The following is a 23,847-nucleotide window of genomic DNA, read 5'->3' as shown; positions in this document are numbered from 1 at the left end:
CAGTCGCAGCACTTGCCGCACGTTCGGGCGCAGGCCCGGCGCACGGCCCTGTGCCGCATGAAACAAAGATGACGAAGCCGCCGAAAATCCCCGAATCCGTTCTCGTCGTGATCTACACGCCCGACCTCGATGTGCTCGTGATCAAGCGTGCCGACCAGCCCGATTTCTGGCAATCAGTCACCGGCTCGAAGGACGCGCTCGACGAGCCGCTCGCGCTCACCGCCGCGCGCGAAGTGGCCGAGGAAACCGGCATCGCGGTCGGCACGCCGGACGTGCCGGCCAGCGCGCTCGTCGACTGGCACCACCGGATCGAATACACGATCTATCCGCAATACCTGCATCGCTATGCGCCGGGCGTCACGCGCAACGTCGAGCACTGGTTCGGCCTGTGCGTGCCGCATCGCGTCGACGTGACGCTGTCGCCGCGCGAGCATGTCGACCATGCGTGGCTGCCGTTCCGCGAGGCGGCCGCGCGCTGCTTCTCGCCGTCGAACGCCGAGGCGATCCTGCAATTGCCCGCGCGCGTGGCCCTCGCGCGTGCGCCGCACGGCTCGTCCGCATGAATGCGGAGACCCGCAAGCGCTTCGCGCAATTGCGGCAGATGTTCCTGCAGGAGCGCGGCTCCGCGTCGCGGCTCGCGTTTACGGCCGGCAACACGGTGCGGCTGTGCGAAACCGGCGGCGAATTCTTCCACGCGCTGATCGAGCGGATCGACGCCGCCCGCGAGCAGGTGATGCTCGAAACCTACATCTTCTGCGACGACGCGGCCGGCCGCCCGGTGTCGGACGCGCTGATCCGCGCGGCGCAGCGCGGCGTGCGCGTGCGGGTGATCACCGACGGCATCGGCACCGCACGCCTGCCGCTGTTCGACACGTGGGCCGAGTCCGGTGTCGAGCACTGCATCTACAACCGTTTCCTGTTCGGCCGCTTCGGCTTCTCGCGCACGCACCGCAAGCTCGCGGTGATCGATCATGCGGTTGCGTTCTGCGGCGGCATCAACATCGTCGACGACTACACGCAGGGCAGCGCGACGCTGCCGTTCCCACGCTGGGATTTCGCGGTCGAGATGGCCGGGCCCGCGGTGTCCGACGTGCGCGCCGCGTTCGAGCTGCAGTGGCACCGGATCCAGTTCGGCCACAAGCCGTACGCGCAGTACGCGGCCGGGCTGCACGGCGGCGAAGCGTTCCCGGACATGTTCCGGCGCTGGATGCGCAGCCACCGGTGGATCAAGGCCGGCGCGCTGCGGGTCGTGACGGAGCCGAGCGTCGCGTTCGTCGCGCGCGACAACGTCGTGAACCGCCGCGCGATCGAGAAGGCCTATCTCGCGGCAATCGGCCAGGCGCGCCAGCGGATCCTGCTCGCGAATCCGTATTTCATGCCGGGCCGCAAGCTGCGTCGCGCGCTGACGGGCGCGGCGCGGCGGGGTGTCGACGTGCAGGTGCTGATCGGCCGCAAGGAATTCGCGGCGCTCGATACGGCCGTACCGTTCCTCTATCACACGCTGCTGCGCGCGGGCGTGCGCGTCGCCGAATACGACAAGACGATCCTGCACGGCAAGGTCGCCGTGATCGACGACAACTGGGCGACGGTCGGCTCGTCGAATCTGGACGCGCTGAGCCTGATGCTGAACAATGAAGCGAACGTCGTGCTGGTGCGCTACGATGCAGTGACCAACCAGTTGCGCGACGCGATCGCCACCGCGTTCGCAGAAGGCCGGGAGATCGATGCCGCGCACTACGCGGCGCGCCCGCGCGTCGAGCGGCTGCTGAACTGGCTCGCGTACACGACCTACCGTGTCGTGATGAAGGCGCTGACGGTCGGCGGTTACGACTGACGCCGACTAAGTATTCGCTTCAAAAAATCTGTCCGCACGTTCGTGCGGAAAAGCCGCTCCGGTCCCGCCGGAATCGCGCAAAATAGCGGCTCGGTTAGACACCGGTTTCTAATAATTTCCTTGTTTCGCGAGCGGTCGCACTCAATAATAGTACGGCCGTTCGATTTTATTCGAACCCCCGAACGGTTACAGAAATAGCTATGCGAAAAGGCGAACAGACGCGTGCCGCGATACTTGAAGCTGCTTTGGACCTCGCCAGCCGTGACGGGCTGGAGGGGCTGACGATCGGCCTGCTGGCCGAGCGCATGCAGATGAGCAAGAGCGGCGTGTTCGCGCACTTCGGATCGCGCGAAGACCTGCAGGTCGAGGTCGTCCGCGAGTACCACCATCGTTTCGAAAACGAGGTGTTCTTTCCGAGCCTGCGCGAGTCGCGCGGTCTGCCGCGTCTTCGGGCGATGCTGGCGCGCTGGATCGAGAAGCGCATCCAGGAGGTGACGACCGGGTGCATCTACATCAGCGGCGCAGTGGAGTACGACGACCGGCCGGACAGCCCCGTGCGCGAGCAGTTGATCGCGAGCGTGACCGCCTGGCGTGCCGCGTTGCTGCGCGCCATTTCGCAGGCGATGGAAGAAGGGCATCTGCGCACGGACACGGATCCGGAACTGATGCTCTTCGAGTTGTACAGCTTCACGCTCGGCCTGCATCACGACGCACGCTTCCTGCATTCGCCGGACGCCGTGCGCCTCACGTGGGCCGCGCTGGAAAAGACGATTGTTTCGTATCAGAGCGAGAGCCGTTAGCGGCGCGTGACCCGCCCGCCAGGAGCTCGAGCCGTTTTGCCCACCTTTGGAGAGAGTCATGGGACAGTACGCCGCGCCGCTGCGCGACACGCAATTCGTGTTGCACGAGCTTCTGAACGTCGAAGCCGAAGTCAAGCAAATGCCCAAGCATGCGGACCTCGACGCCGACACGATCAACCAGGTCCTCGAGGAAGCGGGCAAGTTCTGCTCCGAGGTACTGTTCCCGCTGAACCAGGTCGGCGACCGCGAAGGCTGCACGTATGAAGGCGACGGCGTCGTGAAGACCCCGACCGGCTTCAAGGAAGCGTATCAGCAATACGTCGAGGCCGGCTGGCCGGCGCTCGGCTGCGATCCGGACTACGGCGGCCAGGGCCTGCCCGCGTTCGTGAACAACGCACTCTACGAAATGCTGAACTCGGCGAACCAGGCGTGGACGATGTATCCGGGCCTGTCGCACGGCGCGTACGAATGCCTGCACGCGCACGGCGCGCCGGAACTGCAGCAGCAATATCTGCCGAAGCTCGTGTCGGGCGAATGGACGGGCACGATGTGCCTGACCGAGCCGCACTGCGGCACCGACCTCGGCATCCTGCGCACCAAGGCCGAACCGAACGGCGACGGCTCGTACTCGATCAGCGGCACGAAGATCTTCATCTCGAGCGGCGAGCACGACATGTCGAAGAACATCATCCACCTCGTGCTCGCGCGCCTGCCGGACGCGCCGCAAGGCACGAAGGGGATCTCGCTGTTCATCGTGCCGAAGTTCATTCCGGACGCCGCGGGCGAGCCGGGCGAGCGCAACGGCATCAAGTGCGGCTCGATCGAACACAAGATGGGCATCCACGGCAACTCGACGTGCGTGATGAACCTCGACGGCGCGAAGGGCTGGATGGTCGGCGAGCCGAACAAGGGCTTGAACGCGATGTTCGTGATGATGAACGCCGCGCGCCTCGGCGTCGGCATGCAGGGCCTCGGCCTCACGGAAGTCGCGTACCAGAACTCGCTGACGTACGCGAAGGAGCGCCTGCAGATGCGCTCGCTGACGGGCCCGAAGGCACCGGACAAGCCGGCCGACCCGATCATCGTGCACCCGGACGTGCGCCGCATGCTGCTCACGCAGAAGGCCTACGCGGAAGGCGCGCGCGCATTCACGTACTGGTCCGCGCTGCAGATCGACAAGGAGCTGTCGCACGCCGACGAAGCGGTGCGCAAGGAAGCGGCCGACCTCGTCGCGCTGCTCACGCCGATCATCAAGGCGTTCCTGACCGACAACGCGTTCGAGTCGACCAACCACGCGATGCAGATCTACGGCGGCCACGGCTTCATCTCCGAGTGGGGCATGGAGCAATACGTGCGCGACGCGCGGATCAACATGATCTACGAAGGCACGAACTCGATCCAGTCGCTCGACCTGCTGGGCCGCAAGGTGCTCGGCGACATGGGCGCGAAGCTGAAGAAGTTCGGCAAGCTCGTCACCGAATTCGCGGAAGCCGAAGGCGTGAAGCCGGAGATGGCCGAGTTCATCAACCCGCTCGCCGACATCGGTGAAAAGGTGCAGAAGCTGACGATGGAAATCGGCATGAAGGCGATGCAGAACCCCGACGAAGTCGGCGCGGCCGCCGTGCCGTACCTGCGCACCGTCGGCCACCTGGTGTTCTCGTACTTCTGGGCGCGCATGGCGCGTCTCGCACTCGACAAGGAAGCGTCGGGCGATCCGTTCTACAAGTCGAAGCTCGCCACCGCCCGCTTCTACTTCGCGCGTCTGCTGCCTGAAACGGCATCGACGATCCGCGCCGCGCGCGCCGGTTCGAAGACGCTGATGGAAGTCGACGAATCGCTGTTCTGACGCGATTCAGGGCGGTGCGCGCCGCGCGCCGCCCGGACGCAACGGTTCCTGGTACTCACTTCGCCGTGCAGCCCTCACATTCCGCGCTGCACGACACTATCCGGAGACATCCCGTGAGCAATTTCCTGATTCGCAAGGTCGCCGTGCTGGGCGCCGGCGTGATGGGCGCGCAGATCGCCGCGCATCTCATCAACGCGCGCGTGCCGGTGCTGCTGTTCGACCTGCCGGCCAAGGAAGGCCCGAAAAACGCGATCGCGCTGAAGGCGATCGAGAACCTGAAGAAGCTGTCGCCCGCGCCGTTCGGCGTGAAGGACGATGCGAAGTACCTCGAGGCGGCGAACTACGAAGACGACATCGCGAAGCTGGCCGAATGCGACGTCGTGATCGAGGCGATCGCCGAGCGGATGGACTGGAAGCACGACCTGTACAAGAAGGTCGCGCCGCACATCGCTTCGCACGCGATCTTCGCGACCAACACGTCGGGCCTGTCGATCACGAAGCTGTCCGAAGGTTTCTCGGACGAGCTGAAGTCGCGCTTCTGCGGCGTGCACTTCTTCAATCCGCCGCGCTACATGCACCTCGTCGAGCTGATCCCGACCGCGCATACGCGCCCGGAGATCCTCGACCAGCTCGAGACCTTCCTGACGAGCGTCGTCGGCAAGGGCGTCGTACGCGCGAAGGACACGCCGAACTTCATCGCGAACCGCGTCGGCATCTTCTCGATCCTCGCGGTGATCACCGAGGCCGCGAAGTTCGGCCTGCGCTTCGACGAAGTCGACGACCTGACGGGCAGCCGCCTCGGCCGCGCGAAGTCGGCGACGTTCCGCACCGCGGACGTGGTCGGCCTCGACACGATGGCGCACGTGATCAAGACGATGCAGGACAACCTCGCCGACGATCCGTTCTTCCCGGTCTACCAGACGCCTGCCGTGCTCGCCGAGCTGGTGAAGCAGGGCGCGCTCGGCCAGAAGACGGGCGGCGGCTTCTACAAGAAGGAAGGCAAGGCGATCAAGGTGCTCGACGCGAAGACGGGCACCTACGTCGATTCGGGCGCGAAGGCGGACGAAACGGTCGGCCGCATCCTGAAGCGTCCGCCGGCGGAACGCCTGAAGCTGCTGCGCGAGACGGATCATCCGCACGCCCAGTTCCTGTGGTCGATCTTCCGCGACGTGTTCCATTACATCGGCGTGCATCTCGAGTCGATCGCCGACAACGCGCGCGACGTCGACCTCGCGATCCGCTGGGGCTTCGGCTGGAACGAAGGTCCGTTCGAAGGCTGGCAGGCCGCCGGCTGGAAGCAGGTCGCCGAGTGGGTGCAGGAAGACATCGCGGCCGGCAAGGCGCTCGCGAACGTGCCGCTGCCGTCGTGGGTGCTCGAAGGCCCGGTCGCCGAGAAGGGCGGCGTGCACACGGCCGAAGGCTCGTGGGCGCCGGCCGCGAAGCGCTTCGTGCCGCGCTCGGACCTCGCGGTCTACGGCAAGCAGGTATTCCGTGCGCCGCTGCTCGGCGAAGCGGGTGCCGATCCGAAGACGTACGGCAAGACGCTGTTCGAGACCGACGCGGTGCGCGCATGGGTCGACGACCGCGCCGGTGAAGACGACGTCGTGATCGTGTCGTTCAAGTCGAAGATGAACACGATCGGACCGAGCGTGATCGACGGCCTCGTGCAGGCGATCGAACTCGCGGAGAAGGACTACAAGGGCGTGGTGATCTGGCAGCCGACGTCGCTGAAGCTCGGCACGCCGGGCGGCCCGTTCTCGGCTGGCGCGAACCTCGAGGAGGCGATGCCCGCGTTCATGATGGGCGGCGCGAAGGGCATCGAGCCGTTCGTGAAGAAGTTCCAGGAAGGCATGCTGCGCGTGAAGTACGCGAACGTGCCGGTCGTCGCGGCCGTGTCGGGCATCGCGCTCGGCGGCGGGTGCGAGCTGATGCTGCACAGCGCGAAGCGCGTCGTGCACGTCGAGAGCTACATCGGTCTCGTCGAAGTGGGCGTCGGCCTCGTGCCGGCGGGCGGCGGCCTGAAGGAAGCGGCGCTGCGCGCGGCGGACGCCGCGACGGCCGCGAACGCGACCACCGACATCCTGAAGTTCGTCACGAAGTCGTTCGAGAACGCGGCGATGGCGAAGGTGTCGGCGTCCGCGCACGACGCCCGTGCGATGGGCTACGTGAAGCCGTCCGACACGATCGTCTTCAACGTGTTCGAACTGCTCGACACCGCGAAGAAGGAAGCGCGTGCGCTGGCCGACACCGGCTACCGCGCACCGCTGCGTGCGAAGGACGTGCCGGTTGCAGGCCGTTCGGCGATCGCGACGATCAAGGCATCGCTCGTCAACATGCGTGACGGCCGCTTCATCAGCGACCACGACTACCTGATCGCGAGCCGCATCGCAGAAGCCGTGTGCGGCGGCGACGTCGAAGCCGGCAGCCTGGTCGACGAAGAATGGCTGCTCGCGCTGGAGCGTCGCGCATTCGTCGAACTGCTCGGCACGCAGAAGACGCAGGAACGGATCATGGGCATGTTGCAGACCGGCAAGCCGGTGCGTAACTGAGCGAGCGGATAACTTTGTATGGGGCCCGGGCCGGCGCTGAAGCGCCCGCTCGGGTCGACAGGAGTCTGAAATGAGCAAACAACTGCAAGACGCATACATCGTCGCCGCCAGCCGCACGCCGATCGGCAAGGCCCCGCGCGGTGTCTTCAAGAACACGCGGCCGGACGAGCTGCTGGTCCACGCGATCAAGTCGGCGGTCGCGCAGGTGCCCGGCCTCGACACGAAGGTGATCGAGGACGCGATCATCGGCTGCGCGATTCCGGAAGCGGAGCAGGGCCTGAACGTCGCGCGCATGGGCGCGCTGCTCGCCGGCCTGCCGCAGACGGTCGGCGGCGTGACGGTCAACCGCTTCTGCGCGTCGGGCATCACCGCGCTGGCGATGGCGGCCGACCGCATCCGCGTCGGCGAATCGGACGCGATCTTCGCGGGCGGCTGCGAATCGATGAGCATGGTGCCGATGATGGGCAACAAGCCGTCGATGTCGCCGCACATCTTCGATCGCAATGAAGATTTCGGCATTGCATACGGGATGGGCCTGACCGCCGAGCGCGTCGCCGAGCAGTGGAAGGTGAGCCGCGAAGACCAGGACGCGTTCTCGGTCGAGTCGCACCGCAAGGCGCTCGCCGCGCAGCAGGCCGGCGAGTTCAACGACGAGATCGCCGCCTACACGATCAGCGAGCGTTTCCCGAATCTCGCGACGGGCGAAATCGACGTGAAGACGCGCGAGATCAAGCTCGACGAAGGTCCGCGCGCGGATACGTCGCTCGAAGGCCTCGCGAAGCTGCGCACGGTATTCGCGAACAAGGGCTCGGTCACGGCCGGCAACAGTTCGCAGACGTCGGACGGCGCGGGCGCGCTGCTCGTCGTGTCGGAGAAGGTGCTCAAGGAATTCAACCTGACGCCGCTCGCGCGCTTCGTGAGCTTCGCGGTGCGTGGCGTGCCGCCGGAAATCATGGGCATCGGTCCGAAGGAAGCGATTCCGGCCGCGCTGAAGGCCGCCGGCCTGAAGCAGGACGATCTCGACTGGATCGAGCTGAACGAAGCGTTCGCCGCGCAATCGCTGGCGGTGATGCGCGACCTCGGCCTCGATCCGTCGAAGGTCAACCCGATGGGCGGCGCGATCGCGCTGGGCCACCCGCTCGGCGCGACCGGCGCGATCCGCGCGGCGACCGTCGTGCACGGCCTGCGCCGCCGCAACCTGAAGTACGGGATGGTCACGATGTGCGTCGGCACCGGCATGGGTGCGGCGGGCATCATCGAACGCCTGTAAGCGGGACGCGACGACAAGCGACGACGGTGCGCGGGCCACGAGCTCGCGCACCGTTTTTTCATTCCGGTAGAGACAGTCAAAGGAGACGGTTGTGGCCGACATTCAAGTGGAACGCGCCGACGGCGTGATGACGATCACGATCGCGCGCCCGGCGAAGAAGAATGCGCTGACGGCGGCGATGTACCAGACGATGGCCGATGCGCTCGCCGATGCGCAGGAAGACAAGGCGGTTCGCGTGATCCTGCTGCGCGGCAGCGACGGCAATTTCAGCGCGGGGAACGATCTCGAGGATTTCCTGAAGTCGCCGCCGAAGGACGACACCGCGTCGGTCTTCCAATTCCTGGCACGGATCAGCAGCGCGAGCAAGCCGGTCGTGGCGGCGGTGCCGGGCATCGCGGTCGGCGTCGGCGTGACGATGCTGCTGCACTGCGATCTGGTCTACGCGGCCGATACCGCGACGTTCTCGCTGCCGTTCGTGCAGCTCGGGCTGTGCCCGGAGGCCGCATCCAGCGCGCTGCTGCCGCGTCTGGCCGGCCATCAGGTCGCGGCCGAGAAGCTGCTGCTGGGCGAGCCGTTCGACGCGCTGGAAGCGCACCGGATCGGCATCGTCAACCGCGTGCTGCCGGCGGCCGAACTCGACGCGTTCGCGGCGAAGCATGCGGCGAAGCTCGCGGCGCTGCCGGCGTCGTCGCTGCGCGTGACGAAGGCGCTGCTGAAGGAAACGGGCGGCGTGGCGGTTGCCGCGCGGATGGCCGAGGAAGCCGCGCACTTCTCGGCGATGCTGCGCGCACCCGAGGCGCGCGAGGCGATGACCGCGTTCTTCGAGAAGCGCAAGCCGGATTTCCGTCAGTTCGACTGACGCAGCGGCCCGCGCCGGCGCTCACACGCCGGCGCGTCCGCACGGGACGGCATCAGGCCGTGCCGTAATCCACGTGGCCGGTCTCGCGGCAGAAGCTGACGAGCCGCAGGCCGGCCGTCCTCGCGATCGCGATCGCCAGCGACGACGGCGCGGAAATGGTCGCGACCATCGGAATGCCGACCCGCGCCGACTTGCGCACGAGCTCGTAGCTCGCGCGGCTCGACAGGAACACGAAGCCGTCGGTCGCGTCCGCGCGCGACAGCACGAGCGAGCCGATCAGCTTGTCGAGCGCGTTGTGGCGGCCGACGTCCTCGAACGCCATCCGGATCGCGCCTGTTGCATCGCACCACGCGGCCGCGTGCAGGCCGCCGGTGAGCTGCGTGAGCGCCTGGTGCGCCGGCAGCGCATGAGCCGCGCGCGCGAGCGCGTCGGGCGCGAGGCGCGCGAGGAAGCCCGTATCGGGCACGCGCTCGGGCGCGAGGTCGAGCAGGTCGATGCTTTCGATCCCGCACACGCCGCAGCCGGTGCGCCCCGCGAGCGCGCGGCGCCGGTCCTTCAGCGCGGCGAACGCCTGCTGGACCACGTCCAGATGGACTTCCGCATGCGGCAGCGGCGCGTCGGCGTGCAGGATCACCTCGATGTCCTTGATGTCGCTGCCGCGCGCGACGATCCCTTCCGAGATCGCGAAGCCGACCGCGAACGCTTCGAGGTCGCATGGCGTACACATCATCACCGCGTGCGAGATGCCGTTGAAGACAAGTGCGACCGGCCATTCCTGGCCGACGAAGTCGTGCGCGGTGTCGACCGCGCCGCCGCGCGTGCGGCTGACGGGCAGCTCGATCGCGCCGCGCGGTTCGTCGCGAAGTTCGTCGCGCAGTTCGTCTGATTGGGTCGGATTCACGAGCACTCCCGTTGATTCGAAGCACGGCCGGCGACGATCGTGCCGCCGCCCGCGCGTAGAGGTTCTAAAATACCCCAGGCAAGCCGGCCGCGCCGGCATCCGCCACGTCAGGTAACGACCATGGGACTCAGCGACGCTCCGTTGCTCTTCAACTTCGAACACGATTCGTCGGAAAACTTCACGTACATCCCGATGATCGTGCGTTTCAATCTCGACCGCTTCGGCCTGCGGATTTCGCTCGACCAGTGGCAACTGCTGCCGCTCGAGGACCGCAAGCTGCTCGCGCGCTTTCCGGCCGACGACGACACCGCGATCGAGCCCAATTTCGATCATGCGCTGTTCGAAATGCTGCGCACGCACGCCGATCTGGAGCCGTCGTGGTTCCAGCCGGACGAGCAGCCGGCCTGGCGCGCGGTCGACACGGTGCCGGAGTCGCTCGTGCAGCAGAGCGCGCTGGCCGGGCTGCCGGCGCCCGCGCTCGCGCAGTGGCAGCGGCTCGCGCCGTTCCAGCGCTACGTGCTGGTCAAGCTGTCGCGCAAGCCGACGCTGAATCACGATTTCCTGCCCGCGATGCGGGAGTTCGGGCTGACGGCCACGCACTGACGGCCATCTGCCGCGCGGTGGCGCGGCGCGTGCCCGTCAGAGCGGCGGCAGTTGCCGCGGCTTGCGGTCCGGGCCGGTCGCGACGTACGTGAGCGTCGCTTCGGTGACCTTCACGACTTCGCCCATCAGGCGCATGCGCTGCGCGTATACCTCGACGTCGACCGTGATCGACGTGTTGCCGGTGCGCATGATCGTGGCGTAGAAGCTCAGCAGATCGCCGACGAATACCGGCTGCTTGAACACGAACGAATTGACCGCGACCGTCGCGACGCGGCCGTTCGCGCGCTGGCTCGCGGGGATCGAGCCGGCGATGTCGACCTGCGACATGATCCAGCCGCCGAACACGTCGCCGTGGACGTTCGCGTCGTGCGGTTGCGGGACGACGCGCAGCGCGGGCTGCTTCTGCGGAAGTTCGAGGGTCGAATCGGTCATGGCGGGGGCTTTCATCCTGTAATAAATGGACCGCCGCGCGCAGGCTGGCCGGCGAGGGCGCCGGCAGCGGCGCGAAGCGGCTTCTGCGACAATACAACGTTCACAAATTGTACGAGAAAGCGCGCGAGCCGGCCGTCGGAAAACGGATCCGGCATCGCCGCGCAATCCTTCCCCCATGCGTCGATTTCCCGCTTCCGGCGAGCCCGCGCCGGCTTCGACCGGGCCACGCAACGACTGGCAGACCATCCGGTCGCTGCTGCCGTACCTGACCACCTACAAATGGCGTGTCGCGCTGGCGCTCGGCTGCCTGATCGGGGCGAAGGTCGCGAACCTCGGCGTGCCGGTCGTGATGAAGCGCATCGTCGACCACCTGTCCTACGTGCAGCAGCTCACCGCGCTCGGCCGTGCCGAACAGTCGGCCGGCATCGTGCTCGCGGGCGGCGTCGGGCTGCTGGTCGTCGCGTATGCGCTCGTGCGGCTGTCGACGTCGCTGTTCACCGAGCTGCGCGAAATCCTGTTCTCGAAGGTCACCGAGAGCGCGGTGCGCCAGCTCGCGCTGCAGGTGTTCCGGCATCTGCACGGGCTGTCGCTGCGGTTTCATCTCGAACGCCAGACGGGCGGCATGTCGCGCGACATCGAGCGCGGCACGCGCGGCATCCAGCAGCTGATTTCGTATTCGCTGTACAGCATCCTGCCGACGCTCGTCGAGGTCGGGCTCGTGCTCGGCTTCTTCGTCGTCAAGTACGAGGCCTACTACGCGTACGTGACGTTCGCGGCGCTCGTCACGTACATCGTGTTCACCGTGAAGGTCACCAACTGGCGCACGCATTTCCGTCGCACGATGAACGAGCTCGATTCGCGCGCGAACTCGCGGGCGATCGATTCGCTGATCAACTACGAGACGGTCAAGTACTTCGGCAATGAGGAGTGGGAAGCGCAGCGCTACGACGAGAACCTGAAGCGCTACCGGAAGGCCGCGATCCGCTCGCAGAACTCGCTGTCGGTGCTGAACTTCGGCCAGCAGGCGATCATCGGCACGGGGCTGGTGTTCATCCTGTGGCGCGCGACGCAGGGCGTGCTCGCGGGCAAGCTGACGCTCGGCGATCTCGTGCTGATCAACACGTTCATGCTGCAGCTGTACATTCCGCTGAATTTCCTCGGCGTCGTCTATCGCGAGCTGAAGCAGAGCCTGACCGACATGGACCGGATGTTCGGGCTGCTGTCCGCGCCGAAGGAAGTGGCCGACCGGCCCGATGCGCCGCCGCTCGCGGTGACCGGCGCGCAGGTGCGCTTCGAGCACGTGAACTTCGCGTACGAGCCGTCGCGGCCGATCCTGCACGACGTGACGTTTACGATCGAGGCCGGCACGACGACCGCGGTGGTCGGCCACAGCGGGTCGGGGAAATCGACGCTGTCGCGGCTGCTGTTCCGTTTTTACGATCTCGGCCGGCAGGCGGGCGGCGCGATCCGGATCGACGGCCAGGACATCCGCGACGTCACGCAGGAATCGCTGCGCGCATCGATCGGGATCGTGCCGCAGGACACCGTGCTGTTCAACGACTCGATCTACTACAACATCGCGTACGGGCGGCCGACCGCGACCCGCGACGAGGTGGTCGCGGCAGCGCGCGCCGCGCACATCCACGACTTCATCGAAAGTCTGCCGAAGGGCTATGACACGCCGGTCGGCGAGCGCGGGCTGAAGCTGTCGGGCGGCGAGAAGCAGCGCGTCGCGATCGCGCGCACGCTGCTGAAGGACCCGCCGGTGCTGTTGTTCGACGAAGCGACGTCGGCGCTCGATTCGCGCTCGGAACGCGCGATCCAGCACGAACTCGACCAGATCGCGCGGCATCGCACGACGCTCGTGATCGCGCACCGGCTGTCGACGGTCGTGCACGCGCAGCAGATCCTCGTGATGGACCACGGGCGGATCGTCGAGCGCGGCACGCACGACGAACTCGTGCGCGCCGACGGGTTGTATGCGCAAATGTGGGCGCTGCAGCAGCAGCGCGCGGCGGCTGGCGGGGAAGAGGCCGAGGCCGCGTGAGCGCGCAGGCGCCGCGCGACACGACGGGCGGCGGGAATGGATGGTGGGCGTCCGTCCGGTAGCGGGCGGTGTAGCGGCGTCGCGGTCGGGTGACCGGGCGGATGCCCGCGGGCACGTGATCCGGGCTCGGCCGGGCATTCATCGGCCCGTCAGGCCGTCGGCGCCGCGCCGGCTACCCGACGACCGGCGCCCGGCCACGAGACGATCAGCCCGCGGCGGCGCGCAGCCGCGCGTCGAGCTCGCCGAGCTGCGCGGGCGTGCCGACGTTCTCCCAGATGCCTTCGTACAGTTCGCCGCTCGCGTGGCCGGCTTCGATCGCCGCGCGATAGTACGGCGTCAGCGCGCGCCGCGTGCCGGGCGCGAGGTCGCGGAACATCCGCGTGTCGTACAGGCCGATGTTGCCGAACGTGAAGCGCGCGGCGCCGTCGAGCGCCAGACGGCCATCGTCGCCGAGCGCGAAGTCGCCGGCCGGGTGGAACGGCGGGTTCGGCACCATCACGAGGTGCATCGCCGGCGTGTCGAGCGCGGCCATCCGGGCCGCGCGCGGCGCGAGCGTCCGGTAGTCGAACGCGCAATACACGTCGCCGCTGACCGCCGCGAACACGGCCGGCTGCCCGTCGCGCTCCAGCAGCGGCAGCGCCTGCGCGATGCCGCCGGCGGTTTCCAGTGCGTCGCCCTCGGCCGAATAGGCGATCCGCACGCCCCAGCGCGAACCGTCGCCGAGCGCGGCCTCGAGCTGCTCGCCGAGCCATGCGTGGTTGATCACGATGGTCTCGATGCCCGCCCGCGCGAGCGCCTCGATCTGCCACACGATCAGCGGCTTGCCGCCGGCTTCGAGCAGCGGCTTCGGGCGGGTGTCGGTCAGCGGGCGCATCCGTTCGCCGCGTCCGGCGGCGAAGATCATCGCCGTGGTCAGGGTAGTGCTCATGTTCGACTGGGTGTGGGGACGGTCAGAATGTATAGCCGACGTCGGCCGGCGCATTGCCCTCGAGCTCGTCGAGCAGCTTCGCGAACGGCACGAGCGGGCGGTAGCGCAGCGCGACCTTGCGCGCATACGCGAGGAAGCGCGGCAGGTCGTTCAGGTAGTGCGGCTTGCCGTCGCGGTAGTTGATGCGCGCGAACAGGCCGAGGATCTTGATGTGGCGCTGCAGCCCCATCCATTCGAGCTGGCGGTAGAACTCGCCGAAATCGGGATCGACCGGCAGGCCGGCCTTTTTCGCCTTTTCCCAGTAGTACGCGAAGCAGTCGAGCTCGAACTCCTCGTCCCAGCTGATGAACGCGTCGCGCAGCAGCGACACGACGTCGTACGTCAGCGGCCCGTACACGGCGTCCTGGAAGTCGAGCACGCCCGGATTCGGCTCGCAGACCATCAGGTTGCGCGGCATGAAGTCGCGCAGCATGAAGCCTTGCGGCTGCGCGTGCGCGCTCGCGACCAGCAGCGCGAAGGTGCGCTCGAGCGTGCCGCGCATCGCGTCGGTGACCGGCTTGCCGAGGTGGCGGCCGACGAACCATTCGGGCAGCAGCTCCATTTCGCGGCGCAGGAACGCTTCGTCGAACGGCGGCAGCACGTCGGGCTTCGACGTGAGCTGGAAGCGGATCAGCGCATCGAGCGCGGCGCGCATCAGCGGACGTGCGGCGGCCGGGTCGGCCGGGTCGAGCACCGAGATGTACGACTTGCGGCCGAGGTCGGTCACGAGCATGAAGCCTGCGTCGAAATCGTGAGCCAGCACGTCGGGCACGTGGTCGCCGGCCGCGGCGAGCAGCTGCGCGACCTGGACGAACTCGCGGCATTTCTCGGGCGGCGGCGCATCGACGGCGATCAGCGTGCCGCCGGCACTGGTGGCCGACGCGACCCGGAAATAGCGGCGGAAACTGGCGTCCGACGACGCGGGCGCGAGGGTCGACAGATCGAGGGCGTAGCGCCCGGCGAGCGGGTGCAGCCACGCGGTGAGCGCTTCGAGGCGGGCGTCGGGCTGGGATGCGGCGGATGGGGGCGTCATGAAACTCGGCGGAGGGGGGAACGTCTTGCCATATAATACCCCACGACTTTTTTGACGCGCCCCCGCGTCAGCTTCCGCCGTGCAGGCCCGCCGCCTGTCGCGCCGTCCGCCCGATCGCCTCCCCGGTTTGCGAAGAGCCGCAGTCGCGGCTCGACGGCGCGGCCCGCCGCGCGCGAAGGTGCCGTGCAGGCGCGGTTGACAAGGGGCGATTCGCCAAACGATAGATGCCGCCCAAACCGCTATTCCCGAATGTTTTCCCCGGTGACGGGGCGCCGCGCAAACGGCGGCTCGCGCTCGCGCTCCTGGCCGTGCCCGGCCTCGTGCCGGCCGTGTCGTACGCGCAGCTGTCGGGCGCGGCTGCGCAGCCGCAGCCGCTCGACTCGCCGTGGGATCTGCGTCTCGCACCCCAGCTCGAGGATCATCCGCTGAAGGACGGCGCGAAGCCGGCCGCCTTCGTGATCGCCGACCACACGAGCGGCACCGCCGAGCAGGATCTCGCCGCGAAGGGCTCCGCCGAGCTGCGGCGCGGCGACGCCGTCGTGAAGGCCGACGCGATCCACTACGATCAGGATACCGACATGGCCGATGCGTACGGCCAGGTCAAGGTGGTCAATGGCGGGATGTCGTTCGCGGGCCCCGAGGCGCACATGAAGATCGAGGCGAGCCAGGGCTTCATGACCGCGCCGAAGTATCACTTCAACGTGACGGGCGGGTCGGGTAGCGCGGAGCGCGTCGACATGGTCGACAACGAGCGCTCGGTGTTCGTCAACGGCACGTATACGGCGTGCCAGTGCTCGACGAACCCCGCGTGGTACATCAAGGGCAGCCGCTTCGACTTCGATACGGGCGCCGACGAGGGCACCGCGCGCAACGGCGTGCTGTTCTTCCAGGGCGTGCCGATCTTCGCGAGCCCGTGGATGACGTTCCCGTTGTCGGGCGAGCGGCGCAGCGGCCTGCTGCCGCCGACGTTCTCGATGAACTCGAACAACGGCTTCGAGCTGTCGCTGCCGTACTACTTCAACATCGCGCCGAACCGCGACCTGACGCTCACGCCGCGCATCATCTCGCGGCGCGGCGTGATGACCGAGGCGACGTTCCGCTACCTGTCGCCGTCGTATTCGGGCACGTTTACGGCCAATTACCTGCCGGATGACCGGCTCGCGCACCGCAACCGCTACGCGATCTACTGGCAGCACCAGCAGAATTTCGGCGGCGGTTTCGGCGGCTACGTCTACTTCAACAAGGTCTCGGACAACACGTATCCGGAAGACCTCGGGTCGACGAACCAGTTCGTCAACGGGACGCAGACGCTGTACCAGCAGGAAGCCGGCCTCACGTACAACAACGGCCCGTGGTCGGTACTCGCGCGCTACCAGCACTGGCAGACGCTGCCGCCGTCGATCGCGCCGTACAGCCGCGAGCCGCAGTTGAACGTGAAATACACGAAGTACAACGTCGGCGGTTTCGACTTCGGCGCGGAAGCCGACTATTCGCGGTTCCGCATCACGACCGCCGATGCGACCCAGGGCGACCGGATCGTCTTCAACCCGTACATCTCGTACGGCGTGTACGGCCCCGGCTACTTCGTCGTGCCGAAGGTCCAGTATCACTTCGCGTCGTACGACCTGGGCTACCTGTCGTCGACCACGCCGAACAACCCGAAGCGCTTCACCGAGTCGATCCCGACCGTGAGCGTCGATTCGGGCCTGATCTTCGACCGTTCGGTGCGCCTGTTCGGCCAGGACTTCATCCAGACCCTCGAGCCGCGCCTGTACTACGTGTACACGCCGTATCGCGACCAGTCGAACGCGCCGCTGTTCGACACCGCGGAATCGGACTTCGGCCTCGCGGAGATCTACCAGCCGAACACGTTCGTCGGTAACGACCGGATCGCCGATGCGAACCGGATCACGGCCGGCCTGACGTCGCGCTTCATCGATCCGCGCACCGGCGACGAGCGCGCGCGCTTCGTGATCGCGCAGCAGTACTACTTCGCCGATCAGCGCGTCACGCTGACGCCGGGGCAGAGCGCCGTGCTGGCGCGCCACTCGGACCTGATCGTCGGCGCCGCGCTGAAGCTCGGCTCGGGCTTCATGTCGGAAACGGCGTTCCAGTACAACCAGAACAACAACCAGCTCGTGAAGTCGAGCGTCGGTTTCGGCTACAGCCCGGGCGAGCGCCGCGTGATCAACGTCGGCTACCGCTATACGCGCGCGAACACCACGCTCGACAACCAGCCGATCAACCAGTTCCTGGTGTCCGCGCAATGGCCGCTCACGCGCCGCCTGTATGCGATCGGCCGTTTCAACTACGACCTCGCCGGAGATCGCGTGGTCGACGGTCTGGTCGGCTTACAATACGACGCGGACTGCTGGGCGCTCGGGGTCGGGGTCCAGCGATTTGCGAACGGCATCAATACGTCGGGACAGCAGAACTCGTCGACGCGATTCATGATGCAGCTGACGCTCAAGGGCCTGTCGACCGTCGACAACGGCCTCGTGTCCGCGTTCCGCGCCGGGGTGCCGGGCTACACGCCGTTGCCGCCGCCGCCGCCGCCGATGTCCCGCTTCAGCAACTACGAGTAACGCCGGCATGTCTGCACCGGTCAGCACGATTTCAATGGAGTTTCAGTGGCAATGAAGAAAACCCTTCGTTTCGCGGCAGTCGTGTCCAGCCTTGCCGCGTCCGCCGCGCTGCTCGCCGCCGCGCCGGCCGCGGCGCAGGCGCTCGGTTCGCAAGGTGCGCAGCTCGCCGACGAAGTCGTCGCGGTCGTCAACAACGACGTGATCACGGGCCGTGAACTCGACCAGCGTGTCGGCTTGATCGCGCGCCGGCTGCAGCAGCAGAACGCGCCGGTGCCGCCGGCCGACCAGTTGCGCGGGCAGGTGCTGAACCAGATGGTGCTCGAACGTATCCAGGTGCAGAAGGCCAAGGATGACGGGATCCGTGTCGACGACGCGACCGTGCAGGCCACGCTGCAGCGTCTCGCGCAGGCGAACGGGATGACGCTCGACCAGTACCGCGCGCGTCTCGAGGCGCAAGGCGTGCCCTGGAGCATCTTCACGAACGACGCGCGCACCGAGCTGACGCTGTCGAAGCTGCGCGAGCGCGAGGTCGACGGCAAGATCACGGTGTCGGACGCCGAGGTCGCGAACTACATCGCGAGCCAGCGCGGGCCGAACGCGTCGCAGCAGCAGGACCTGCGCTTCCAGCACATCTTCATCAAGGCGCCCACCAACGCGCCGCAGGCCGACATCGAAGCCGCGCAGAAGAAGGCGGAAGCGCTGCTGCAGCAGGCGAAGTCGGGCGCCGATTTCGAGCGGCTCGCGAAGAACAACTCCGAAGCGAACGACGCGAAGAAGGGCGGCGATCTCGGCTTCAAGTCGCCGAGCGCGCTGCCGGCCGACGTCGTCGAGGCCGCGTCGAAGCTGCGCCCGGGCCAGGTCAACCCGACGCTGATCCGCGTGCCGGACGGCTTCGAGATCGTGCGCCTCGTCGATCGCCGCCAGAGCCAGGGCGCGAGCGCCGCGGCGCCGAAGATCGTCCAGACGCACGTGCGCCACATCCTGCTGCGCGTCGGCGAAGGCAAGTCGGAAGGCCAGGCGCGCCAGCAACTCGTTGACATCCGCAACCAGGTCGAGGCCGGCGGCGATTTCGCGAAGTTCGCGCGCACCTACTCGCAGGACGGGTCGGCGTCGCAGGGCGGCGATCTCGGCTGGATCAGCCCGGGCGAGACCGTGCCGGAATTCGAGCGTGCGATGAACAACCTGCAGGACGGCCAGATCAGCCAGCCGATTCGTACCGAGTACGGCTACCACCTGATCCAGGTGCTGAACCGCCGCGAAGCGGAAGGGTCGGTGCAGCAGCAGATGGACATCGCCCGCCAGGCGATCGGCCAGCGCAAGGCCGAACAGGCCTACGCCGACTGGCTGCGCGAGCTGCGCGATTCGTCGTACGTGCAGTACAAGATCGGCGGCGTCGGCCCGGCGAACTGAGCGAGCATCGAATGACCACGCCCGCGCTGCAGATCGCGATCACGACCGGCGAACCCGCGGGAGTCGGCCCGGAGCTGACCGTGCAGGCGCTGCGTGACGCCGCGCAGCGTTGGCCCGACGCGCATTTCACCGTGCTCGGCGATGCGGCGTTGCTCGACGCGCGGGCCGCGGCGGTCGGCATCGACCCGGCCACGCTGGCCGGCGGCGCGCAGGTGTCGGTCGCGCATCGCGCGCTGGCCGTGCCCGCGCAGGCGGGCAAGCTCGACGCGGCGAACGGCCGCTACGTGCTCGGGCTGCTCGACGCGGCGATCGACGGCGCGCTGGCGGGCCGGTACGACGCGATCGTCACCGCGCCGCTGCAGAAAAGCACGATCAACGATGCGGGCGTGCCGTTCACCGGCCATACCGAATACCTGGCCGAGCGCACGCATACGCCGCGCGTCGTGATGATGCTGGCCGGCACCGGCCAGCGGCCGCTACGTGTCGCGCTCGCGACCACCCACTTGCCGCTGAAGGACGTATCGGCCGCGCTGACGATCGACGGGCTCGTCGAGACGCTCGCGATCATCGATCGTGACCTGCGGCGCGACTTCGGTCTCGCCACGCCGCGCATCCTCGTGACGGGCCTGAACCCGCACGCGGGCGAGAACGGTTATCTCGGCCGCGAGGAGATCGACGTGATCTCGCCGGCGCTGGCCCGTGCGCATGCGCAACACATCGATGCGCGCGGCCCGTATCCGGCCGACACGCTGTTCCAGCCGCGCCATCTGGCCGATGCCGATTGCGTGCTGGCGATGTTCCATGACCAGGGCCTGCCCGTGCTGAAGTACGCGACGTTCGGCGAGGGCATCAACGTGACGCTCGGGCTGCCGATCATCCGCACGTCGGTCGATCACGGCACCGCGCTCGATCTGGCCGGCACGGGCCGCGCCGATCCGGGCAGCATGATCGCCGCGCTCGATACGGCCGTCACGATGGCGCGCCATCGCCGCGCAGCCTGACGCTGCCGGCTTACCCCATTCGTCGTATTTTTCGTTTTACTCAGTCGATGTCGAACAGCAGACAGCACCAAGGCCATTTCGCGCGCAAGCGCTTCGGGCAGAACTTCCTCGTCGATCACGGCGTGATCGATTCGATCGTCGCGACGATCGGCCCCGCGCGCGGCCAGCGGATGGTCGAGATCGGGCCCGGGCTCGGCGCGCTGACCGAGCCGCTGATCGAGCGTCTCGCGACGCCCGAGTCGCCGCTGCACGCGGTCGAGCTCGACCGCGACCTGATCGGGCGCCTGCAGCAACGCTTCGGCGCGCTGCTGGAACTGCACGCGGGCGATGCGCTCGCATTCGACTTCCGCTCGCTCGCGGCGCCCGGCGACAAGCCGTCGCTGCGGATCGTCGGCAACCTGCCGTACAACATTTCCAGCCCGCTGCTGTTTCATCTGATGACGTTCGCCGATGCGGTCATCGACCAGCATTTCATGCTGCAGAACGAAGTCGTCGAGCGGATGGTCGCGGAGCCGGGCACGAAGGCGTTTTCGCGGCTGTCGGTGATGCTGCAGTACCGCTACGTGATGGAAAAGATGCTCGACGTGCCGCCGGAGTCGTTCCAGCCGCCGCCGAAGGTCGATTCGGCGATCGTCCGGATGATTCCGTACGAGCCGCACGAACTGCCGGACGTCGATCCCGTGCTGCTCGGCGAAATCGTCACCGCCGCGTTCTCGCAGCGCCGCAAGATGCTGCGCAATACGCTCGGCGACTACCGCGAGACGATCGATTTCGACGCGCTCGGCTTCGATCTCGCGCGCCGTGCGGAGGACGTGAGCGTGGCCGAGTACGTCGGCGTCGCGCAGGCGCTTGCGGCGGTGCGCAAGGCCGGATGACGCGGGTCGCGCGCGCCACCGGCTGTATCGAAGAGGCTGCCTGACCGGCGGCCTTTTTTATTGCCCGCGCATCTCGCGTCGGTCGTCACGCCCGCCGGCGCGGCGGCGCGTTGACGAGCGCGATGCCGGTCAGCACGAGCGCGGCCGCGGACATGAAGCGCCAGCCGACCGATTCGCCGAGCAGCAACACGCCGAACGCGACGCCGAACAGCGGCGACAGGAACGTGAAGACGGACAGCCGGGACGCGCTGTAGCGCGTCAGCAGCCAGAACCACGACAGGTAGCTGACGAACGCGACGATCACCGACTGGTACGCGAGGCTCGCCAGCGCGACCGGCGTCACGTGCGCGAACGACATCTGGCCGGACAGCGCGGCGAGCGCGACCAGCACGACCGCCGATACCGCGAGCTGGTAGAACAGCGTCTTGCTCGCGCTGGCCCGCGCGAGCGCCGTCGAGCGCACGACGACCGTCGTCGCGGCCCACATCGCGCCGCCTAGGATCCCGAGCGCGTCGCCGGCGAGCCCGGCCAGCACGGACGCGCCGGGCGCGCGCGGCTTCAGGAAGCCGTCCGCGAACGCGAGCGCGATGCCGGCGAAGGCGAGACCGACACCGGCCCATTGCGTGCGCTGCAGCCGCTCGCCCGGGGCGAACAGGTGCAGGCCGAGCGCGGTGAAGCACGGCGCCGTGTACAGGAAGATCGCCATGTGCGACGCGCTCGTCAGCGTCAGTCCGAAGAACACGCAGATGAATTCGCCGGCGAACAGCGCGCCGGCGGCGAGCCCCGCGCCGAACGTGCCGTCCGCCTGGAACAGCGGCGTGCCGCGCGTGCGGGCCCAGCCCCATAGCAGCACCGCCGCGATCACCGAGCGCAGCCCGGCCTGGAACATCGGTGCGATCGCGGCGTTCGTGCTCTTGATCGCGACCTGCTGGAAGCCCCAGATCGCGCACAGCAGCAGCATCAGGCCGACCGCGCGCGTATCGAGCGCGCGGCGCACGGGGGCGGCGGCAAGCGCGGTCATCGGCGCGCCTCGCGGGTCCGGTATGACGGCGGCGAGGTCAGGCGGGCGGCGCGTCCGGCGCGCTCGAATCGGCGGTTTCGCACGGCAGTGTGGGGTAGGGAAGAGTGGGTGGTCGCGGTCGGGCGGCGGGACGCATGCCCGCTTTTGGTGCGAAGTGGAAGGATGTTACCCGATCGGCGCGGTGGTCGGGCGGGCCGGAGTGTGACGTTTTCTGCCGTTGCGCTTGCGTCGGGTCAACCGATGCGCCGCCTCGGCCGTGCGCCGGGCGGGGCGCATCCAGCTAGGCGCCCCCGGCTGGGCGCCCCCGGCTAGGCGCCCCCGGCTAGGCGCCCCCGGCGAAATTCACCCGTCTCCGGTAGAATTTCCGGTTCTGGAAAGTCCCCACAGGAGTACAACACATGCGTTTGCTGCATACGATGCTGCGAGTCGGCGATCTCGACCGCTCGATCAAGTTCTACACCGAATTGCTCGGCATGAAGCTGCTGCGTCGCGAGGATTATCCGGAAGGCAAGTTCACGCTCGCGTTCGTCGGCTACGAAGACGAGAGCACGGGCACCGTGATCGAACTCACCCATAACTGGGAGACGCCGTCCTACGATCTCGGCAACGGCTTCGGCCATCTGGCGGTAGCGGTCGACGATGCGTACGCGGCCTGCGAGAAGATCAAGGCGCAAGGCGGCAAGGTCACGCGCGAGGCAGGCCCGATGAAGCACGGCACGACCGTGATCGCGTTCGTCGAGGATCCGGACGGCTACAAGATCGAGTTCATCCAGAAGAAGTAAGCGCGGGATGAACCGGGCCGCGGCGTGCGATGTGCGCCGCGGCAGCGAAAAAGGGCGATGCGGGGTAATCCGCATCGCCCTTTTTCGTTGGAGCCGAAGCCGCGCGCGTCAAAGCGACGGCAGCAACTCGGGCGGATGATGCTTGAGCGTATGCCGCGCTTCGCGGAACTCGGGGAAGATCGATTCGACGGTCTGCCAGAAGGCCGGGCTGTGGTTCATCTCGCGCAGGTGCGACAGCTCGTGCGCGACGACGTAGTCGATGATCGACATCGGGAAATGGATCAGCCGCCAGTTCAGGCGGATCTTGCCGTCGCTCGAGCAACTGCCCCAGCGCGTCGCGGCCGACGACAGCGCATACATCGAATACGTGACGCCGAGCTTTTCCGCGTAGACGACGAGGCGTTCGCCGAAGATGCGTTTCGCTTCGCCCTGCAGCCAGCCCTGCACGCGATCCTTGATCTGCTGCATGTCGGCCTGCACGGGCAGCGGCAGCGACAGCCGCAGCGCATCGGCATCAAACGCGACGGCGCCCGCGCCGAGCGCGATCGTCACCGTCTTGCCGAGATACGGCAGCTGCGCGCCGTCGCGCCAGTCGATTTGCGGCAGCGCGCGCTGCTCGGTGCGCGTCTTCCACTCCGCGAGCTTCGCGAAGATCCAGCGTTGTTTCTCCGCGATCGCCGCTTCGATGTCGGCGAGCGTGACCCAGCGCGGCGCGGTGATCGACAGCCCGCTGCCGTCGATCGTGAAGCCGATCGTACGGCGCGCCGAGCGCTTCAGCCGGTATTCGAGCACGCGGCTGTCGAGCGCGAACGTGCGCACGCGCGAGCGATCGGGCGCCGGGCCCGGATCGAGCGGTGCGGCGGGTGCGACTTCAGGCGGCGCCGGCGGGGCGGCGGGCGCCGACGGCGCCGCGGCCGGCCCGTCGAAGAGCGGCAGATCCATCTGGCGATGATCGAGGGCCACGACGGCAGGCCGTGGCCGCGGACGCTGTTTCATCAGTTCGCTTCTTTTTGTCGTACGCAACGGCTGCAA

20 protein-coding genes are annotated in these 23,847 nt (G+C 67.7%); 14 read left to right on the top strand and 6 right to left on the bottom strand.

Annotation, left to right across the window (positions count from 1 at the left end; all coding sequences use genetic code 11):
- Positions 1-68 precede the first annotated feature (68 nt).
- The 7 genes from nudB to KU887_RS14460 all read left to right on the top strand — a co-directional run bounded on the left by nudB (position 69) and on the right by KU887_RS14460 (position 9,158).
- Positions 69-563 carry a dihydroneopterin triphosphate diphosphatase gene (gene nudB, locus KU887_RS14490; protein WP_006485748.1) on the top strand — a complete coding sequence of 165 codons (495 nt, stop codon included), beginning with the start codon at positions 69-71 and terminating at the stop codon, positions 561-563.
- Positions 560-1,834 (top strand): cardiolipin synthase ClsB, encoded by a 1,275-nt coding sequence (clsB, locus tag KU887_RS14485; RefSeq protein ID WP_006485739.1) that lies wholly within the window; start codon positions 560-562, stop codon positions 1,832-1,834. Before nudB ends, clsB begins: the two co-directional genes overlap by 4 nt.
- A gap of 200 nt (positions 1,835-2,034) precedes the next feature.
- Positions 2,035-2,634 carry a TetR/AcrR family transcriptional regulator gene (locus KU887_RS14480; protein WP_006485742.1) on the top strand — a complete coding sequence of 200 codons (600 nt, stop codon included), beginning with the start codon at positions 2,035-2,037 and terminating at the stop codon, positions 2,632-2,634.
- Between the two features lie 58 nt (positions 2,635-2,692).
- The gene (locus KU887_RS14475) at positions 2,693-4,480 is read left to right on the top strand and encodes an acyl-CoA dehydrogenase C-terminal domain-containing protein (protein ID WP_258250442.1); all 1,788 of its coding nucleotides are present in this window, start codon (positions 2,693-2,695) and stop codon (positions 4,478-4,480) included.
- A 113-nt stretch (positions 4,481-4,593) separates the two neighbouring features.
- Positions 4,594-7,029, top strand: a complete 2,436-nt coding sequence (locus tag KU887_RS14470; RefSeq protein ID WP_006497386.1) for a 3-hydroxyacyl-CoA dehydrogenase/enoyl-CoA hydratase family protein — start codon at positions 4,594-4,596, stop codon at positions 7,027-7,029.
- 70 nt (positions 7,030-7,099) lie between these two features.
- On the top strand, positions 7,100-8,299 hold the full coding sequence (locus tag KU887_RS14465) for an acetyl-CoA C-acyltransferase (RefSeq protein ID WP_006485733.1): 1,200 nt from the start codon (positions 7,100-7,102) through the stop codon (positions 8,297-8,299).
- Positions 8,300-8,390: 91 nt separating this feature from the next.
- Positions 8,391-9,158: an enoyl-CoA hydratase gene (locus KU887_RS14460; protein WP_258250441.1), complete on the top strand. Its 768-nt coding sequence runs from the start codon at positions 8,391-8,393 to the stop codon at positions 9,156-9,158.
- Positions 9,159-9,210: 52 nt separating this feature from the next.
- Here KU887_RS14460 and fdhD read toward each other — a convergent pair whose 3' ends face one another.
- The gene (gene fdhD, locus KU887_RS14455; protein WP_258250440.1) at positions 9,211-10,065 is read right to left on the bottom strand and encodes a formate dehydrogenase accessory sulfurtransferase FdhD; all 855 of its coding nucleotides are present in this window, start codon (positions 10,063-10,065) and stop codon (positions 9,211-9,213) included.
- 114 nt (positions 10,066-10,179) lie between these two features.
- Here fdhD and KU887_RS14450 point away from each other — a divergent pair, with 114 nt between their 5' ends.
- Complete coding sequence (locus tag KU887_RS14450) at positions 10,180-10,662, top strand: nitrate reductase associated protein (RefSeq protein WP_012492415.1); 483 nt, start codon at positions 10,180-10,182, stop codon at positions 10,660-10,662.
- 36 nt (positions 10,663-10,698) lie between these two features.
- Here the strand turns inward: KU887_RS14450 and KU887_RS14445 are convergent, their stop codons facing one another.
- Complete coding sequence (locus KU887_RS14445; protein ID WP_006485741.1) at positions 10,699-11,094, bottom strand: acyl-CoA thioesterase; 396 nt, start codon at positions 11,092-11,094, stop codon at positions 10,699-10,701.
- Positions 11,095-11,269: 175 nt separating this feature from the next.
- On the opposite strand from KU887_RS14445, the gene KU887_RS14440 reads away from it, so the two are divergent.
- Positions 11,270-13,141: an ABC transporter ATP-binding protein/permease gene (locus tag KU887_RS14440; RefSeq protein WP_258250439.1), complete on the top strand. Its 1,872-nt coding sequence runs from the start codon at positions 11,270-11,272 to the stop codon at positions 13,139-13,141.
- Between the two features lie 205 nt (positions 13,142-13,346).
- On the opposite strand, the gene murU is transcribed toward KU887_RS14440, so the two are convergent.
- Together murU and KU887_RS14430 are read right to left on the bottom strand one after the other, a co-directional pair.
- Positions 13,347-14,069, bottom strand: a complete 723-nt coding sequence (gene murU / locus KU887_RS14435; RefSeq protein WP_012492416.1) for an N-acetylmuramate alpha-1-phosphate uridylyltransferase MurU — start codon at positions 14,067-14,069, stop codon at positions 13,347-13,349.
- A gap of 22 nt (positions 14,070-14,091) precedes the next feature.
- Entirely contained in the window at positions 14,092-15,141 is a 1,050-nt protein-coding gene (locus KU887_RS14430) for an aminoglycoside phosphotransferase family protein (protein ID WP_006497380.1), read from the bottom strand.
- A gap of 224 nt (positions 15,142-15,365) precedes the next feature.
- Between KU887_RS14430 and KU887_RS14425 the strand changes: the two genes are divergently transcribed.
- The 4 genes from KU887_RS14425 to rsmA are packed head-to-tail and all read left to right on the top strand — an operon-like array spanning position 15,366 to position 21,012.
- Complete coding sequence (locus KU887_RS14425; protein ID WP_006485743.1) at positions 15,366-17,726, top strand: LPS-assembly protein LptD; 2,361 nt, start codon at positions 15,366-15,368, stop codon at positions 17,724-17,726.
- 51 nt (positions 17,727-17,777) lie between these two features.
- A complete protein-coding gene (locus tag KU887_RS14420) occupies positions 17,778-19,136 on the top strand; it encodes a peptidylprolyl isomerase (RefSeq protein WP_034178516.1) in 1,359 nt (452 codons plus the stop codon).
- A gap of 11 nt (positions 19,137-19,147) precedes the next feature.
- A complete protein-coding gene (pdxA, locus tag KU887_RS14415; RefSeq protein ID WP_006491615.1) occupies positions 19,148-20,137 on the top strand; it encodes a 4-hydroxythreonine-4-phosphate dehydrogenase PdxA in 990 nt (329 codons plus the stop codon).
- A 47-nt stretch (positions 20,138-20,184) separates the two neighbouring features.
- Entirely contained in the window at positions 20,185-21,012 is an 828-nt protein-coding gene (gene rsmA, locus KU887_RS14410) for a 16S rRNA (adenine(1518)-N(6)/adenine(1519)-N(6))-dimethyltransferase RsmA (RefSeq protein WP_034201387.1), read from the top strand.
- A gap of 85 nt (positions 21,013-21,097) precedes the next feature.
- Here rsmA and KU887_RS14405 read toward each other — a convergent pair whose 3' ends face one another.
- Positions 21,098-22,033 (bottom strand): DMT family transporter, encoded by a 936-nt coding sequence (locus KU887_RS14405; protein ID WP_006491616.1) that lies wholly within the window; start codon positions 22,031-22,033, stop codon positions 21,098-21,100.
- A gap of 398 nt (positions 22,034-22,431) precedes the next feature.
- On the opposite strand from KU887_RS14405, the gene gloA reads away from it, so the two are divergent.
- Positions 22,432-22,815 (top strand): lactoylglutathione lyase, encoded by a 384-nt coding sequence (gloA, locus tag KU887_RS14400; RefSeq protein WP_006477863.1) that lies wholly within the window; start codon positions 22,432-22,434, stop codon positions 22,813-22,815.
- 108 nt (positions 22,816-22,923) lie between these two features.
- Here gloA and KU887_RS14395 read toward each other — a convergent pair whose 3' ends face one another.
- Positions 22,924-23,811 (bottom strand): M48 family metallopeptidase, encoded by an 888-nt coding sequence (locus tag KU887_RS14395; RefSeq protein WP_034201389.1) that lies wholly within the window; start codon positions 23,809-23,811, stop codon positions 22,924-22,926.
- Positions 23,812-23,847 lie beyond the last annotated feature (36 nt).

Source organism: Burkholderia sp. EMB26 (assembly GCF_024730645.1).
GTDB classification, from domain to species: Bacteria; Pseudomonadota; Gammaproteobacteria; order Burkholderiales; family Burkholderiaceae; genus Burkholderia; species Burkholderia cenocepacia.
Note: the sequence above shows the minus strand (reverse complement) of the source record. Positions and strands in the feature narration are given on the sequence as shown.